Raw genomic sequence first — 16,045 nt, 5'->3', positions numbered from 1 at the left:
CCGGGCGCCCGGGAGCCCGGGAGCCCGGCCGCCCGGCCGCCCAGGCCACCCCCGTTGCTGGGGTCGCCGCCGGGACGTGCGCGGCGGCGTCGACACCACCGGTATGAGCTGCTCGACAAGGTGTGGACGGGCTGAGTCGCCCGAACCCCTGACTGGAGTTCACCGAGCGCACGATCCGTGTCGAGAAACGTCTCGTGCTCGACACGGATCGTGCACTCAACGCAGGTGGGGGCTCCCCGGGTCGAGCAGCCGGTCGACCCGCTCGGCTCAGGGTCGCAGGACGGCGAAGTCGCCGAGCATGATCTGCATGTCGAAGCGTCGACGGTGCAGCTTCCAGCCGTCCGGCGTACGCCGCCACCGGTCGTCGTACTCGCCCAGGCACTCGAAGAACTCGCCCTCCATCGGCCCGGCGCCGACATGGTGGACCCGGGCGTAGGTGAGCGAGCGCGCCTCGTCGCCGTCGACCGTGACCCGGTGGTTGCCGAGCAGGTGCTGCGTGGGCCCGACCCCGCCGAGATGGGCACGCACCTGCGCGACGATCGCGTCGGGCCCGGTCTTGCCGTAGCCCACGGCGTCCTCGGTGAACGTGGCCATGAGGAAGGCGTAGTCGCGACGGTCGAGGGCGGAGGCGACGTGTGCGAGCTGCTCGACGATCCGGGTGCGGTCCTCGCTCATCGCGATGCCGGCCGGCCCAGGGCGCCCAGGCGCAGCAGCTCGGGAGCCTCGGCGCGGCCGTCGAGAACCCGGCTGGTCCGCCTGGCGACCAGCCAGCCGTCGGTGCCGCGGACCAGCTCGAAGTGGTGGGCCGTGGCCCGGCGTACGACGAAGTCGGGGGACTCCTCGAAGGACCCGCCCCGGTTGACGATCATCAGCGAGTGACAGACGGCGACCGCCTCGTCGCCGGCGACGGTGACCTTGACCGGTCCGAGGAAGTGGGCGCAACCGCCGGCGATCCAGCCCTGGTGGTTCGACGAGTGCACCATCGCCCGAACCTGGTCGCGGCCGACCATGGTGATCTCGTCGACGTCGTAGACGCCGTCCTCGGTCCACTGGGCAGCCACCTCGTCGGCGGAGCCGCTGTCGACCAGCGGACCGTAGCCGGCGATCAGCTCGGCGATCTCCTGCGTGTCCTCGAGAGTCTGCAGGCGTGCCTCGAGCGCTGCCAACCGGTCGGGCTGGGCGTTCATCGGATCTCCTCCTCGATCTTCGCCAGCGCCTCGAGCTGCTCGCAGTAGTGCGCCGCCGACTCGGCGTCGATCGCGGTGCTGACCACGGTGGCGCCGGCCTCGAGCACGCGGGCGACCTTGTCGCCGGTGCGTCCCGGGTCGCCGATCGGGTCGAGCGGTCGCCCGGCGCTCAGCGAGACCTGGAAGCCCTCGGGCACCTCGGCCTCGGCGAGCATGCGGGTGAGGTCGTCGAGGCCGAGGCCGAACGGCACCCAGCCGTCGGCGAGGGTCAGGGCGCGGCGCAGGGAGCGCGGCGTACGCCCGCCGATCCACAGAGGCAGGTGCTCCTGGACCGCGTGCGGCTCGATGACCAGGCCCTCGAAGTCGAAGTGCGGGCCGTGATAGCTGGGCGTACGTCGGCCGAGGCTGGCACGCAGGGCCTTGAGGGCGTCGTCGGCGACGGCGCCGCGGCCCTCGAAGGTCGCGCCCAGCAGTTCGAACTCCTCCTGGAGCGACCCGACGCCGAGGCCGAGCACCACGCGCCCGCCGGAGACGAGGTCGAGGGTGCCGTAGCGCTTCGCGATCTCGAGCGGGTGGTGGTAGCCGAGCACGAGCACCTGGGTGACCAGCCGGATGCTCGTCGTCCGGGCGGCGAGGTAGCTCAGCGTGACCAGCGGGTCCCAGTACGTCGCCCCGCGCTGCTCGGCGATCTCCGTGGGCACGGCGACGTGCTCGCTGCAGGTGAGGTGGTGGAAGCCGAGGCGGTCCGCGGCCTCCGCGATCGTGGTGAGCTCGGCGATGCCGGCCTGGTCCTCCCAGGGGCTGTGGGCTCCCGGGTTCGCGGTCACGATCGGGCTGGTGATGCCGATGCGCATGGGGTTCCTGCCTCTCGGTCGAGATGTCGTCGCGAGCCTGTCACCGAGGTGCGGGGGCAGGGCGTCCTGCTCCCGGTGAACGGACGGTGAAATCAATTTCAGAAAACCCTTGTTGCCTCCCGGGGAGTCGCCTAGAATTCATTTCAGTTTGGGGAATGACCACGGGCTTTCTAGGGAGTGTGCGATGTCTGCAGTCGAGAGCGTCGAAGTGCCGCAGGACGCGGGCCAGAAGAGCGGGCGCGAGCTGCCCCCGTCGATGGTCGAGCGAATGACGCTGATCCTCGATGCTTTCCGGGGCCCGACCACTCGGCTGACGCTGGAGCAGGTCGCTCGGGCCACCCACCTGCCGCGCTCGACCGCGCACCGGATCCTCGACCAGCTGGTCAAGCTCTCGTGGCTGGAGCACACCGCCTTCGGCTACGCACTCGGGTCTCGCTCGCTCAAGCTCGGCGACGCCGGGGACCGCGGCAGCAGTGACCTGCGCGCCGAGGCGGCCCCGATGCTGCACGACCTGATGGTGCGCACCGGTCTGGTCGTCCATCTCGCCGTGCTCGACGAGGGCCAGGTGCACTACCTCGACAAGATGGGCGGTCGCTTCGCCGGCGCCGTCCCGTCCCGCGTCGGTGGCCGGGCGCCCGCGCACTCGACCGCGCTCGGCAAGGCGATGCTGGCCTGGCTCTCGGCCGAGGCGACCGACGAGATCGTCGGCGAGGCCCTCGACCGCTCCACACGTCGCACCATCGGCGACCTCTCGACGCTGCACCAGGAGCTGCACCGCATTCGCGGTCGCGGCGGCCTCGCCTTCGAACGTGGCGAGTGCTTCGCCAACATCGCCTGTGTCGCCGCCGCCGTGCGTGGCGTCGACGGCCCGATCGGGGCGATCTCGCTGGTCGGTGACGCCAAGGCTCCGCTCGAGCGCGTCGCGCCGCTGGTGGCCGCAGCCGCCCGAGAGGTCTCCCGGGCGCTCTCGCCCGAGCTCGCCCAGCAGGTGCGCCCGCGTCGTCGCCCGCACACCGTCATCCAGCAGGAGACGTTCTCGCCCGAGACCATGGGCCGCCTGATGGCCGTCGGTCGCGGCGGCTGGATGTGACGAAACCGGAGGCGTGACGCGCGAACCTCGGGTTCCCACGTTGCTCAACCCCAGCGGATTCCGTCGCCCCAGTTGAGCATCGAGGCCGGCGTGGCGTCCGGGTGCCGTCGCGCCGGGTCCTCGAACTCGGTCCCGAAGGCGCCGCGGTAGAAGATCATCGGCCGCTCGTAGCCGTCGTACTCCAGCTCGCTGACGCGGCCGATCACCACGTCGTGGTCGCCGGCCTGGTGGACGGTCTCGACCTCACCATGCACGCGCAGCATGACGCCGGGCAGGGCCGGCGTGCCCCATCGGGACAGCTCCCAGTCCAGCCCCTCGAACCGCTGGCCGCGGCTCGAGCCGAACCGCGAGCACAGGCCGGCCTGGTCCTCGCCGAGCACGTTGACGCAGAACCGACCGGTCTCCCGGATCCGAGGCCAGCTGCGGCCGCGGTGGTCGGCGCAGAAGAGGATCAGCGGCGGCTCCAGCGAGACCGAGGCGAACGACTGGCACGCGAAGCCGACCGGGCCCTCGTCGTCGACGCCGGTCACCACGGGTGACGCCCGAGGCGAAGATGCCCATGGCAGCGCGCATCTGGTCGGGTGTCGGCCCTGGCCGGGTGCTGACGTCGGTGTCGCGAATGTCGGTGCTCATGACCACGATCATGAGGATGCGGTCGGTGCTCGGCCCGACCGGTCCCGGTCAGTGGCAGCAACGGCCTCGAGGCCGTTGCCACGCCCTCGTTCCCGGTGATCGGGATCCGTGGCCGGCCACGCACGGGGGAGTCCTAGCGTGCGCAAGGTGACCCAAATGACGCGCGAATCCACCCTGCGTGAGCTGCCGACCGAGAACGGCGTGCTCCGCTACCACGAGGCCGGCGACCCGGATGCTCCGCCGCTGGTGCTGCTGCACGGCTCGGGGCCGGGGGTGAGTGCGTGGCGCAACTACCGCGGCAACCTGCCGACCTTCGCCGAGCACTTCCGCTGCCTGGCCCTGGAGTTCCCGGGCTTCGGGGTCAGCGACGACACCGACCTGCACCCGATGGCCGCAGCACTGCCCGCCGTCGGCACGTTCCTCGACGCACTGGGCCTGGACCGGGTGCGAATGATCGGCAACTCCATGGGCGGCATCGTCGCCACCCGGTTCGCCATCGCCCAGCCCGAGCGGATCAGCCAGCTGGTCACCATCGGCGGCATGGGCCGCAACATCTTCAGCCCGGCGCCCGGCGAGGGCCTCAACCTGCTCACCGACTTCGTCGAGGACCCGACCCGCGAGCGACTGGTCGCCTGGCTCAAGTCGATGGTGTACGACGAGTCGTTGGTCACCGAGGAGCTGATCGAGGAGCGCCTCGCGCTGGCCCTCGAACCGGAGACCCTGGCCGCGTCGAAGCGGATGTACGGCCGCGGCATGCTGGCCGCCGCCGCGAAGGCTGCCGAGAGGTCACCGGAGCCGCCGTACTGGGCGATGCTGCACAAGATCACCGCGCAGACCCTGATCACCTGGGGACGCGACGACCGGGTCAGCCCGGTCGACATGATGCTGCTGCCGATGCGCACCATCCCGAACGTCGAGGTGCACGTGCTGCCCAACTGCGGTCACTGGACGATGATCGAGCAGAAGGCCGCCTGGGAGTCCACGGTCCTCGCCTTCCTGACGAGGGAGAGCTGACATGTGGGACGAGGAGTTCGACCTGGTCGTCGTCGGGTCCGGCGGCGGCGGGATGGTGGCCGCCCTTGCCGCGGCCGAGGAGGGACTCAGCGTCCTGGTGCTCGAGAAGGCCAAGAAGTTCGGCGGCTCCACCGGCATCTCCGGAGGCGGGATCTGGATCCCCAACAACCCCACGCTGCGCCGCAAGGGCCACGACGACTCGCGTGAGTCGATCCGCCGCTACCTCGACCTGCTGACCGAGGGCAAGGTCGCGCCCGAGCGCCTCGATGCGTACGTCGACCATGGTCCGGCGACGATCGAGCTGCTCGAGAAGTCGAAGTGGATGAAGTTCTACTGGACCAAGGGCTACGCCGACTACCACCCCGAGTACGACGGCGGGCGGCCCCTCGGTCGCTCGATCGAGCCGAAGCCGTTCGACACCCGCAAGCTCGGTGCCGACGAGCAGTTCCAGCGCCCCAACAGCATGAAGGGCCCGCTCGGACTCTGGGTGACCGGCAAGGACTACCACGACCTGGCCATGGTCAAGCGGACCTGGCGTGGCCGTTGGGCCTCGGTCGTCGCCGCGTGGCGGGTCTCCTCGAACGTGATCCGGCGGCGTCACATGGCCACCGGCGGCCGGGCCCTGGTTGCCCGACTGCGGATGGTCCTCAAGGACGCCGACATTCCGCTGCGACTGCAGACCGCGATGACGCAGATCGTCACCGACGGCGGCCGGGTCACCGGCATCGTGGCGACCGGCCCGGACGGGAAGGCGCAGCGCATCGGTGCGCGGCACGGCGTGCTCCTGGCCTCGGGCGGGTTCGACCACAACCCGCAGCTGCGTGAGACGTTCCTGCCCGAGGGCGGTCGGGCCGATCACAGCCTCGGCGCCGTCGAGAACACCGGTGACGGGATCATGCTCGGCCAGGACCTCGGCGCCGCGATCGACCTCATGGACGACGCCTGGTGGATGCCGTCGGTCGAGCACCCCGCCGGTGCGACCATTCCGCTGGTCTCCGAGCGGGCGATCCCCGGCCACGTGATCGTCTCGAGCGACGGCAAGCGGTTCACCAACGAGGCCTCGCCCTACGTGAACTTCGTGCACGACCAGCTCGCCGGCAAGCACCTGCCGGCCTGGTTCGTGATGGACGCTCGCGCCCGCTCGCGCTACCCGTTCGCGCAGATCCTGCCGGGTGCGCCGATTCCGAAGGCGTTCTACGCGAAGGGTCTCGCCCATCGCGCCGACACACTCGAGGAGCTGGCCGCCGCGATCGACGTACCGGCCGACGCGTTGATCGCGACCGTGACCCGGTTCAACGGGTTCGTCGACGGGGGCGTGGACCACGACTTCGGCCGAGGCGCCAGCGCCTACGACCGCTACTACGGCGACCCGACGCTGAAGAACCCGAACCTCGACCACGTCGACAAGGCGCCGTTCTACGCGGTGCAGATCATGGTCGGCGACCTCGGCACCAAGGGCGGGTTGGTCACCGACGAGCACGCCCGCGTGCTGCGCGAGGACGGCTCCACGATCGACGGCCTCTACGCCACCGGCAACACCACCGCCTCGGTGATGGCCAACGAGTACGCCGGCCCCGGCGCCACGATCGGCCCCTCGATGGTCTTCGGCTACGTGGCCGCCCGGCACGCGGCCGCCTCACGGTCCGGGGTGCACGGCTGAGGGATCCCGATCAGCGGGAACCCTGAACACGCGCGGCACGCACGGCGCTGAACTGGACGAACACGACACAGAGATGAGACCACGATGACGAACCCGGTGCTCGAAGCAGTCGAGGCGCACGCCGAGGAGCTTGCCGCTCTCGGCCCCGAGAACGAGAAGCTGGGCAGGCTCACCGACCGCACCGCGCAGATCCTGCGCGAGACCGGGGTGATCCGGATGCTCCAGTCCGCCAAGTACGGCGGCGCCGAGGCGCACCCGCGTGACTTCGCCGAGGTCGTCATGCGCCTGGCCTCGCTGGACGGCTCGACGGGCTGGGTGGCCGGCATCGTCGGCGTGCACCCGTGGGAGATGTCGATGTGCGACCCCCGGGTGCAGGAGGAGATCTGGGGTGCGGACCACGACACGTGGATCGCCTCGCCCTACGCTCCGATGGGGGTGCTGAAGCCGGTCGAGGGTGGCTACATCTTCAACGGGCGTTGGCAGTTCTCGTCGGGCACCGACCACTGCGACTGGATCTTCCTCGGTGCGTTCCTCGGTGACGAGAACGGCGAGACCATCATGCCGCCGCAGAACTACCACGTGATCCTGCCGCGCTCCGACTACGAGATCGTCGAGGACTCCTGGGACGTCGTGGGCCTGCGTGGCACCGGCTCCAAGGACGTGATCGTCAAGGACGCGTTCATCCCCGACTACCGCGTCGTGAAGTTCGCCAAGTTCCTCGACGGCTCGCAGCCGGCCGAGTCCGGGCACACCAACCCGACCTTCCACATCCCGTTCACCACCGCCTTCCCGCTGGGCATCACCTCCGCGGTGATCGGGATCGCCGAGGGCGCGGTCAACGCGCACCTGGCCTACCAGAAGACCCGCGTCCAGATCACCGGCACGAAGGTGAAGGACGACCCCTACGTGCTCTACGCGATCAGTGCCGCGGCCGAGGAGATCAAGGCCTCGCGCACCGCGATGCTCGAGAACGTGACCGCGTTCTACGACAAGGCCGAGCGCGGCGAGGAGGTCACGTTCGCCGAGCGGGCCGCCTCCCGGCGTACCCAGGTCGCCGCCGCCTGGCGCGCGGTCCGCGCGATGGACGAGGTCGTGGCCCGCTCCGGCGGCAACGGCCTGCGCATGGACAACCCGATCCAACGCTTCTGGCGCGACGGCCACATGGGCCTGGCACACGCCATCCACGTGCCCGGCTCGGTCTTCCACGCCTCCGCACTGCTCGACATCGACGTCACCCCGCCGCCCGGCCCGATGCTGTCGATGATCTGACACTCGTACGACGACCGCCGGCACCACTCCCACGACACGAAGGACGACGCCATGCCCCACATCCGACAGCTGGGCTACCTGAAGGTCCAGAGCCAGGACATCCCGCGGTGGCGTGAGCTGACCGTCGACTGCCTGGCCATGCAGGAGACCACCGGTCCCGACCCCGACGGCCTCTACCTGCGCATGGACGAGCGCGCGGCCCGGCTCATCGTCGTACCGGGGGAGACCGACAAGGTGCTCGCCGTGGGCTGGGAGGTGCGTGACCAGTTCGCGCTGGCCGCCGTCGGGCGGGCCGTCGAGGCGGCCGGCTTCGGGGTCAAGGTGCTCAGCCAGGAGGAGTGCGACGAGCGCCGCTTCGAGGCGGGCATCTTCTTCGAGGACCCGACCGGCACCCCGGTCGAGGTCTTCTTCGGCCCGGTCCTCGACCACAGCCCCGTCGTCACCGGGCACGCCCAGACGTTCGTCACCGGCGACCAGGGCCTGGGCCACGTGGTGCTGCCGACCACGACCCCCGAGGAGACGGTCGAGTTCTACACCGAGGTGCTCGGGTTCCTGCCCCGTGGATCGATCCGCCTCGGCGGGCTCGACTCGCCGCCACCGGTTCGCCGGGTGCGGTTCATGGGTGTCAACCGGCGCCACCACAGCCTGGCCGTCTGCCCCGCACCGCACGGGGAGGCACCCGGTCTGGTGCACCTGATGATGGAGGTCGACTCGCTCGACGCCGTCGGCCGCGCGCTGGACAAGGTGAACAAGGCCGGCTTCTCGATCTCGTCGACCCTGGGCCGGCACACCAACGACAAGATGGTCTCGTTCTACGTCCGTGCCCCGGGCGGCTGGGACCTCGAGTACGGCGTCGAGGGCATGCTGGTCGACGAGACCTACTACACCGCCGAGGAGATCACCGCGGACTCCTACTGGGGCCACGACTGGTCGGGCTCCGAGCCGCTGGCGGCGTTCACCCCGGTGCCATGAGCCCAGCGGTCCACGAGTTCGACGTGGTCGTGGTCGGGTTCGGTTGTGCTGGTGCGGCAGCGGCTCAGGAGGCCGCCGCGGCCGGCGCCTCCGTGGTGCTGCTCGAACGAGCGTCCGGGGCCGGCGGCTCCTCCGCACAGTCGGGCGGCGAGCTCTATCTCGGCGGCGGCACCGCGGTGCAACGGGCCTGCGGGTTCGAGGACAGCGCGGACAACATGTTCGCCTATCTCTCCGCCGCCCTGGGTCCGCACGCGGACCTGGAGAAGCTGCGGCTCTACTGCGAGGGCAGCGTCGACCACTTCGAGTGGTTCCGCAGCTGCGGGATCGACTTCCTGCCGTCCCTGTACGACGCCCCGACGTGGATGCCGCCCACGCAGGACGGGCTGATGTGGCTGGGCGAGAACGCCTGGCCCTACACCACCATCGCCACCCCGGTGCCGCGTGGGCACCGACCCGCCACCGAGGGCTGGGCGGGGCACACGGTGATGGCCGGGCTGATCTCAGCCGCGGAGCAGGCCGGAGCCACCACACACGTGGACACCCGGGCCACCGCTCTCGTCGTGGACGGCGACCGGGTGGGCGGCGTACGCGCCCGCCACTTCGGTGCGGACGTCACCTATCGGGCCCGGCGCGGCGTCGTGCTGACGACCGGGGGCTTCGTCGACAACGAGGTCATGCTGGCCGACCATGCGCCGGCACTGCTCGGCCACGGCAAGGTCAGCGACGGGCTGGACGACGGCAGCGGCATCGCCATGGGCCAGTCCGTGGGGGCCGCCGTACGCCGGATGTCGGCAGTCGAGGTGGCCTACACCGCGCTGCCCGCCCTGCTCGTGCGCGGCATGCTGGTCAACGGCCGCGGACAGCGTTTCGTCAACGAGGACGTCTATCCGGGCGTCTTCAGCCACGCGGCGTTCCACCAGCCCGGCCCGTGCTGGGCGATCGTCGACGAGGCCGGCCTCGAGGCGATCCCGGCAGCCGATGCCTGGGGCGTCCGACCGCAGCACGCAGCCGAGACCCTGCCCGAGCTGGAGGCCGACCTCGGTCTGCCGACAGGATCCCTGGAAGCGACGGTCGGGCTCTACAACCGGCACGCCGCGGACGGTCACGACCCGGTCTTCAACAAGGCCTCGAAGTGGGTCCGCGTGCTCGAGGGGCCCTGGGCCGCTGTCGACCCGCGCCTGGGCTTCAGCCCCGAGGGTCGAGACGGCCAGACCCCCGGCAGCGGATTCTCCGGGTTCACGCTCGGCGGTCTGCACACCACCGTCGATGGCGAAGTGCTCTCGCTGACGGGAGATCCGATCTCGGGCCTCTATGCCGCCGGCCGTGCCACCTCGGGCATCCACGGTGACGGCTACGTCTCCGGCACGTCGCTTGGGGACGGCACCTTCTTCGGCCGTCGCGCAGGCCGCGCCGTCGCCGAGTCGGCACCGGCCGACGCCACGGCCACGTGACGACGGTGAAGGAACTCCCCGTGGGCGCCGATGAACTGGCCGAGAGCTTCGACGGCTTCGTGGAGACCATCGGCACACGGGCCGGCGAGCTGCGGGACGACGAGCTCTACTCGTCACCGGAGAACCGTGCCAGCGCCCACAGGTTCCTGCTGGGGATGACGATCGCCCGGCTCGAGGAGCACGTCCTCTTCGAACCAGACTTCCCGGAGGACGAGCATCCACGGGCGGTCACGGTGAAGCTCGATGCGCTCGGCGACGTGCTGCCGGCAGACACTCCGCGGCTGGGTGCGAAGGACCGCGCCCAGGAGATCGCCGTACGACGCCGGCACGTCCAACAGCGTTTCGGCAACTGACCGAGGGAGTCACCGATGACGAACAAGGACGGCGCCGGGTTCGCCCGGCTCGCCGAGGCCGTGGCCGCAGCACCGGGCGACCTCGCCCGGCTCGACGCGCCGGACCGGCCGCTGGACTCGGCTGAGGGGCACCGGCTCTATCTGCGATACCTCACCATCGGCCTGGAGCTGTTCATCGACTACGGCGACCCGGTCTGGCCCGCCTTTCACAGCAAGACCCGTGACGGCGTCCGCAAGTTCGCCGGGGACAGCCCGGGCCAGCTCTACGACGCCGCACTGGTCAGCTTCGGCCATGAGTACGTCGTCTCCGGGTCGATGGCCGAGACCGAGTTCATCGAGTTCAGCCTCTACGCCGGTGACCTGACCGGACTCAACTCCTCGCCCCGTCGGATGATCGCGTCGGTGACCGAGCAGGACCTCGATGTCGACGAGGACGGGAGCTTCGAGCTCCGGCTCGACGCCCGCGGCGGACGCAATGCCCTGCGGATGGAGCCTGACGCCAACTCGATCTCCGTGCGCCGCTATCTGCGCGATCCGTTACGGGACCGACCGCGCCCGCTCTCGATCCGGCGTACGACGCCGGCGCCGCCGCGGGCGCCCTTGACGTCCGAAGACCTGGCCGTCGGCATGGAGAAGGCGATCGGATTCGCGAGGTTCAACACCCGCGTGTGGGCCGAGTGGGCCCACCGTGAACGGTCGCAGCGGCTCAACGTGCTCGAGGCGATGCCCGATGCGGGAGACATCCACACCCCTGCCGGCCACGGCTACCTGACCGGCTACTGGTCGCTGGAGCCGGGCCAGGCGCTGACGATCGAGTTCACACCGGACCCTGATGGCTACTGGAGCCTGGTGCCGATGAACTTCTGGATGGAGTCCTTCGAGTGGCGCTTCGGCGACCGGGTGCACGCCACGAGCTTCGACACCAGCCCGGGCCGGGGCGGCGTCGTACGGCTGGTGCTGGCGGAGCAGGACCCGGGCCTCGCCGGGCACGACTGGCTCGCCACCCAGGGGCATCTTGAGGGGATGATCGCCCTTCGACATGCCCGCAGCGCCGGGCCGATCCCGCCGGTCACGACGGCCGTGGTGCGCATCCCCTGACCGGTCGTCGCCTCGCTTGCGGCAGACCTGCGGGGCCGGGACCGGTTCAGCGGCGCATTCGTGCCGTCCATCCCATCAGCTGTCGCGCGGCCAAGGCCAGCAGCTGCCACGGCAGGTAGCACCCGCTCGCGACGACCACGCCGAACGACAGGTTCAGTGCCCAGCTTGAGTCCCCACCCTCGAGGCTGGTGGCCACCCAGGTCCACAGCACCACTGCTGCCAGCCAGGGCGTTGCCCAGGCCAGCGCCTCCTGGCGCCAGGTGAGCGACCCGCGCCCATAGGCCGCGGCAAGGAACACGCTCGCCACGACGACGTACGCCGCGCCCATCAGCGCCAGCACCCAGGCGCCCAGAGCCGCCACCAGCAGGAGCCACAGTGCTCCCGAGACGAGGTTGGCCACCAGCACGGGTCGGTCGAGTCGTCGTCTCGGCGCGGCCTAGGCCTCGGCGGCGGGGACGCCGGTCGTGTTCACATGCGTCATTGTGTCCGGGCCTGCGTGTGCGCGCAGCCGTTCCCGCGCGTTCCCATGTCTTTCCGCCCACTAAGACGCGGCTGCATTCCGAGCGAGTTGGCGAGGACGCCGCCTCATGGACGGTGATGCCAATGTATGAACGGGCTAGCTAGTCGACGTGGGCGAGGTTGGTTCTGCAACCGACCGTGACCATCCTCGGCGCCCCCCGGGGCCTTGCACGGCATCGGACATAACTCATGGTTAGCGACACCGGTGGAACTCAGTCGACCGTTGGTGGCCGCCGACGTCGCGGCAGCCGTCGCAGGTCAAGCAGCACAAACTGAGCACCTCCCATGGCGTGCCAAACACGGCCAGAAGGTCAAGCGGCTGAAACTGTCGTACTCGACCATTACCTTGTAGGCACACCGATGAACGGCACCTCAGTGGTGCGTGAGGAGGCGATGATGTGATGGCAACCAACAGTAATCGGCAGAATGGGTGGCGGGTCGGGTTCGACCTTGACGGCGTTGTCTACGACTTTCGTCGCGCCATCAGTGACTACCTCGTCAACGCCGGCCGGACTGAGTGCAGCCTCGATCGTGCACATCCTCACTGGGACTTCTTCAAGGGTTGGGGGCTCACTCTGGAGGAGTACTTGGACCTGTACAAGGCAGGGGTCGACGCTGGCCAAGTCCTGCGACATGGCGACCCGCTCCCGGGCAGTGTTGAAGCCACGGAGACTCTTGCGCGTGCGGGGCACAGCATCCATATCGTCACCGACCGATCAGTCGGCTCACAACCTGGTATCTCATCTCGACACACTGCAGCCTGGCTCGCGGACCACAACTTCGTGTTCCATTCGCTCACGTTCTCATCCGACAAGACAGCAGTCGACACCGACTTCTTCATCGACGACCGCTTCGAAAACTACGTCGCACGCGTCGCCAAGGGTTTGAACTGTCACCTCCTGACTCGCCCGTGGAACCAGGATCTCGGCGACAAGGACACTCAGCGCGTCGACAGCGTCGAAGAGTTTGTCGACATCGTCCTACGCGGATCCACGGCGTCGACCCGAAGCCTCGCAATGACTCACTCTCGTTAGAGCCCCGACTGGAGTCGCGGCCCTGAATTGTTCGCTGCCGAGCGCGACGTGTCAGCGTCGCACCGTTGTCCTCGTGCTGGCCCGGCTGCGGGCCTCACTTTGAGGATCACGCTGGACCTGCAAGTGCGTCGTCGGCAAGACGGCCTGGCACACCAGCCCTGCGCAAAAGATCGCCAACGTGTGATGTCAAACCGATCGGCTTGGTGACCTCAATGCCAGCGCCAGCATCGCGTGCTTGCGCAATTAGCCCCTTCAAGGCGTCCAGGCCCTGCGAAGGGTCGAAGGATATCCAGACATCGGCCGCACCATCGCTAAAGACGCCAGGACGGCTCCGCTTCTGTACTCGATGTAACTGCAGCACCCAAGCCAGTTCGCCATCGTCGGCCCACTCGATGCGCGCTGCTGACCCCAACGCGGCCTCTAGGTCTCTCAGCAGATCGCGTACTCGCCTGTCGACGTCCGCCGGCAACTTCACCGTGGGTGACTCACCAAGCATGAAGCCATCGCCGGCGCCCGCCACGCCTTCAACCACATGATCTGACGAGTTCGAGAGCGGCAGGGTTGCTCCCGAGTAGAGGGCGTCGACTCCTTCTTGAGCGAGCACTCCAGCGACATCAGCTTCCGAGTCCTCCTTCATCAAAAGCGCGAAGGGGTCACTCCAGCCAGAGGTCGTGGTGAAGTGCCCAGGGGTCTGCCTGGCCGGTGCTGTGCGCATCCACCACTCCCCAGTTCCGGTCGAACGTCCGAATCGGAATGGCGCAACACGCCTCAAGACTGCCGTGGTCGCAGGTACCGGAAAGCCCAAAGTGTCGGCAATCATGAGTCCGTAGGTCTTGTCACCTAGCAGTCGGCTAAAGCGATTCGGCCATACGATTGGTACATCGAGCGAAACGGATTCGACGGGCTCCACTTCCCAGACGATGATGTGCTCAGCGCGATGTCCGACCCGGTTTGGATGAACGCTGAACTCGATCCGCTTATTCGCGCCGAAAGGCAGGGCAAGGGCTGGGGAGTAGACGGTTCGAAGAATCTGCTCGGCAACCCCGATCGGTAGGGATGCTGCCTCAGCCGTCTCTACAACGCGCGGGGTGTCGTCCGGCGCAAACTCGGCGATCCCGCCGAGGGTGACGCCCGAAACCCCGCCATCCTCAACAGAGATCGTCTCGTTGATGATGCAGAAGTAGCCAGACGCGGAGTAAGCCTGAATCGCCCGCAAGACGTCGTCCACGCGGTTGAGTCCGTACTTGAACGGATTACCTTTCGGAGATCCCGGCTTGAAGGTTCGAACGTTGACTGATCCGGCGTTGCTTGCGCTCAACAGCAGCTGCACGGAATCGGGTATGCCCGCGCTGCGGGAGACTTTACGTCCTCTGATGTGCCGATGGCGCAGGATCGGCCCGCCAGGACCGACGCTGAGAAACGAGGCGACGTTGAAGTCGGAGGCGAGCGAGGCGAGGCTCGAGTCCTTGAGCGGCTCCCGGGCCTCCCGCTCAGCGCGGCCTGCAGCCGCCAGAGCAATGGAGGAATCTCGTCCGGCCCCTTCTAGGGTGTCGGCTGCGGCCAGCAAGAGGCGAGCCGCGTCCGCCGGTTTGATGGAGTTGCCTCGCGCGTCCTCCATCGGGATGGCTGCGTGCAGACCCGTTGCATACTCGATCGTGCAGCCTGTGCTCAGCTCCCATCCATCGGCGAAGACGATGAGATCAACGAATCGGTTGATGATTTCGACCCAGAAGCGGTGGTACTCCCACTGGCTCCAGTCAGGAACGTTGAGCTCCGTTGGGTCAATCAGGGTGGCGTCTGGCCACTGTGCGCGCACGTGGCTCCGTAATGGCCCGATACGTGCGAGGTTCTCGGCGACAACTTCTTCTTGAACAACTTCTGCAGTGCGATTGGACTCTTCGTGCGCTGCTGCAAGCCACTCCAAGAGTTGGGGCCCCGTGGTTATGGGGGTGCTTAGATAGACGACATTCTTGCTTTCGCCGTCGTGATCGGGTCGAAAATCCTGCACGAGGCTACCCGCGAAAGGAGACAGCGGTCTCGCTGATGCAAGTGCGATTGGATCAGATTGCCTCTCGGGTGGGTGGGCGCGGGAGTCGCTGAGGGCGCTGGCTGGCGGTGTACGCCGGATTGCGTCAGATTCCGTCACCGTTTCTGCCTCCATTCCAGGCTGGGGCGCGCGCGGGGTTCCTGGGTCGCAGCCCCTTCGCCTTGCCAGTCTGCCACTGCGGTGAACTCGAGGAGCAACCGCCATACGGGACTCAAGTGCCCGGCGTTTGTCGGCAACGCTCGGAGATGACGGGAACCGAGGGGAGCCTTTTGTCTTCACACTGGAGCGTCCGGCGTAGGCGGGAGGGGCAACATGCATACAGGATCGGACTGCTGGCATTACTCTATGCAACCACCTCGAAAGACCGCTCAGCAAAGGCCGAAATCATGTTCAGAGTGTGCACTGGTCCGAGCCGAGCGCAAACGAGAGTGGGTCACACGCTGTGGCTGGAGCGTAAGAGGTGAACCGCTTCCGACGAAAGTCAAAGGGATCGCCGATGCAACCGGCAGTCTTGCAAGCAGGACCTGCGGGGACCGCCGATCAGAGCGGGCCACCGACTTATGGCGGTCAGGGTCAACTAGAGGCTGGCAAGAGGGCGTCGAAGCTTGATCTCGCCGAGCGGTCCTACAAGGAAGTTCTCGACGCCACGAAGCATCAGGACGACAAGGTCGGGCGGTTCCTCACAGCCATCGCTTTCCTGACTACCGGAGCCATTGCTCTCATCACGACAAACCCAAGCACCGCGATAGCCCGGGAGTTCGCACTCCCAGGCGGCTCGTCACAGCCGCTACTTGCGTGGGTCACGGGCGTCTTCCTGGCGTTCACGCTGGGATCCGTGACGCTGTTGCTCCTATGTCTGAGGGG

16 protein-coding genes are annotated in these 16,045 nt (G+C 68.4%); 10 read left to right on the top strand and 6 right to left on the bottom strand.

Going from position 1 to position 16,045, the window contains the following annotated elements; all coding sequences use genetic code 11:
* Positions 1–267 precede the first annotated feature (267 nt).
* From NJ4_RS21330 to NJ4_RS21320, 3 genes are read right to left on the bottom strand one after another with little or no spacing between them, the layout of a single operon-like run.
* Positions 268–675 carry a nuclear transport factor 2 family protein gene (locus tag NJ4_RS21330; protein WP_067440183.1) on the bottom strand — a complete coding sequence of 136 codons (408 nt, stop codon included), beginning with the start codon at positions 673–675 and terminating at the stop codon, positions 268–270.
* Positions 672–1,187 (bottom strand): nuclear transport factor 2 family protein, encoded by a 516-nt coding sequence (locus NJ4_RS21325; RefSeq protein WP_067440180.1) that lies wholly within the window; start codon positions 1,185–1,187, stop codon positions 672–674. The genes NJ4_RS21330 and NJ4_RS21325 overlap by 4 nt, the downstream gene beginning before the upstream one ends.
* Entirely contained in the window at positions 1,184–2,041 is an 858-nt protein-coding gene (locus NJ4_RS21320; protein ID WP_067440176.1) for an LLM class F420-dependent oxidoreductase, read from the bottom strand. The genes NJ4_RS21325 and NJ4_RS21320 overlap by 4 nt, the downstream gene beginning before the upstream one ends.
* Positions 2,042–2,225: 184 nt before the next feature.
* On the opposite strand from NJ4_RS21320, the gene NJ4_RS21315 reads away from it, so the two are divergent.
* Entirely contained in the window at positions 2,226–3,131 is a 906-nt protein-coding gene (locus tag NJ4_RS21315; protein ID WP_067440173.1) for an IclR family transcriptional regulator, read from the top strand.
* A gap of 44 nt (positions 3,132–3,175) precedes the next feature.
* Here the strand turns inward: NJ4_RS21315 and NJ4_RS21310 are convergent, their stop codons facing one another.
* Entirely contained in the window at positions 3,176–3,697 is a 522-nt protein-coding gene (locus NJ4_RS21310; protein ID WP_407668090.1) for a flavin reductase family protein, read from the bottom strand.
* 223 nt (positions 3,698–3,920) lie between these two features.
* Between NJ4_RS21310 and NJ4_RS21305 the strand changes: the two genes are divergently transcribed.
* From NJ4_RS21305 to NJ4_RS21275, 7 genes are all read left to right on the top strand, one after another.
* Positions 3,921–4,778 carry an alpha/beta fold hydrolase gene (locus NJ4_RS21305; protein ID WP_067440170.1) on the top strand — a complete coding sequence of 286 codons (858 nt, stop codon included), beginning with the start codon at positions 3,921–3,923 and terminating at the stop codon, positions 4,776–4,778.
* A 1-nt stretch (position 4,779) separates the two neighbouring features.
* Complete coding sequence (locus NJ4_RS21300) at positions 4,780–6,438, top strand: FAD-binding protein (RefSeq protein ID WP_067440166.1); 1,659 nt, start codon at positions 4,780–4,782, stop codon at positions 6,436–6,438.
* Positions 6,439–6,522: 84 nt separating this feature from the next.
* The gene (locus NJ4_RS21295) at positions 6,523–7,707 is read left to right on the top strand and encodes an acyl-CoA dehydrogenase family protein (protein ID WP_067440164.1); all 1,185 of its coding nucleotides are present in this window, start codon (positions 6,523–6,525) and stop codon (positions 7,705–7,707) included.
* A gap of 51 nt (positions 7,708–7,758) precedes the next feature.
* Positions 7,759–8,679, top strand: a complete 921-nt coding sequence (locus NJ4_RS21290; RefSeq protein ID WP_067440162.1) for a VOC family protein — start codon at positions 7,759–7,761, stop codon at positions 8,677–8,679.
* Positions 8,676–10,130: an FAD-dependent oxidoreductase gene (locus NJ4_RS21285; protein ID WP_067440159.1), complete on the top strand. Its 1,455-nt coding sequence runs from the start codon at positions 8,676–8,678 to the stop codon at positions 10,128–10,130. The genes NJ4_RS21290 and NJ4_RS21285 overlap by 4 nt, the downstream gene beginning before the upstream one ends.
* Before the next feature lie 20 nt (positions 10,131–10,150).
* Positions 10,151–10,483 carry a hypothetical protein gene (locus NJ4_RS21280; protein WP_067440156.1) on the top strand — a complete coding sequence of 111 codons (333 nt, stop codon included), beginning with the start codon at positions 10,151–10,153 and terminating at the stop codon, positions 10,481–10,483.
* Between the two features lie 15 nt (positions 10,484–10,498).
* On the top strand, positions 10,499–11,581 hold the full coding sequence (locus tag NJ4_RS21275) for a hypothetical protein (RefSeq protein ID WP_067440152.1): 1,083 nt from the start codon (positions 10,499–10,501) through the stop codon (positions 11,579–11,581).
* Between the two features lie 46 nt (positions 11,582–11,627).
* Here NJ4_RS21275 and NJ4_RS21270 read toward each other — a convergent pair whose 3' ends face one another.
* Positions 11,628–11,981 (bottom strand): hypothetical protein, encoded by a 354-nt coding sequence (locus NJ4_RS21270; RefSeq protein WP_157551275.1) that lies wholly within the window; start codon positions 11,979–11,981, stop codon positions 11,628–11,630.
* A gap of 520 nt (positions 11,982–12,501) precedes the next feature.
* Between NJ4_RS21270 and NJ4_RS21265 the strand changes: the two genes are divergently transcribed.
* Positions 12,502–13,134: a 5' nucleotidase, NT5C type gene (locus tag NJ4_RS21265; protein ID WP_157551274.1), complete on the top strand. Its 633-nt coding sequence runs from the start codon at positions 12,502–12,504 to the stop codon at positions 13,132–13,134.
* Between the two features lie 106 nt (positions 13,135–13,240).
* On the opposite strand, the gene NJ4_RS21260 is transcribed toward NJ4_RS21265, so the two are convergent.
* Positions 13,241–15,142 carry a hypothetical protein gene (locus NJ4_RS21260; RefSeq protein WP_157551273.1) on the bottom strand — a complete coding sequence of 634 codons (1,902 nt, stop codon included), beginning with the start codon at positions 15,140–15,142 and terminating at the stop codon, positions 13,241–13,243.
* 535 nt (positions 15,143–15,677) lie between these two features.
* On the opposite strand from NJ4_RS21260, the gene NJ4_RS26445 reads away from it, so the two are divergent.
* On the top strand, positions 15,678–16,045 hold a 368-nt coding region (locus NJ4_RS26445; protein ID WP_217996947.1), incomplete at its 3' end, for a hypothetical protein.

It is taken from the genome of Nocardioides jensenii JCM 1364 = NBRC 14755 (genome assembly GCF_001552535.1).
In the GTDB taxonomy this organism is placed as follows: domain Bacteria; phylum Actinomycetota; class Actinomycetes; order Propionibacteriales; family Nocardioidaceae; genus Nocardioides; species Nocardioides jensenii.
Note: the sequence above shows the minus strand (reverse complement) of the source record. Positions and strands in the feature narration are given on the sequence as shown.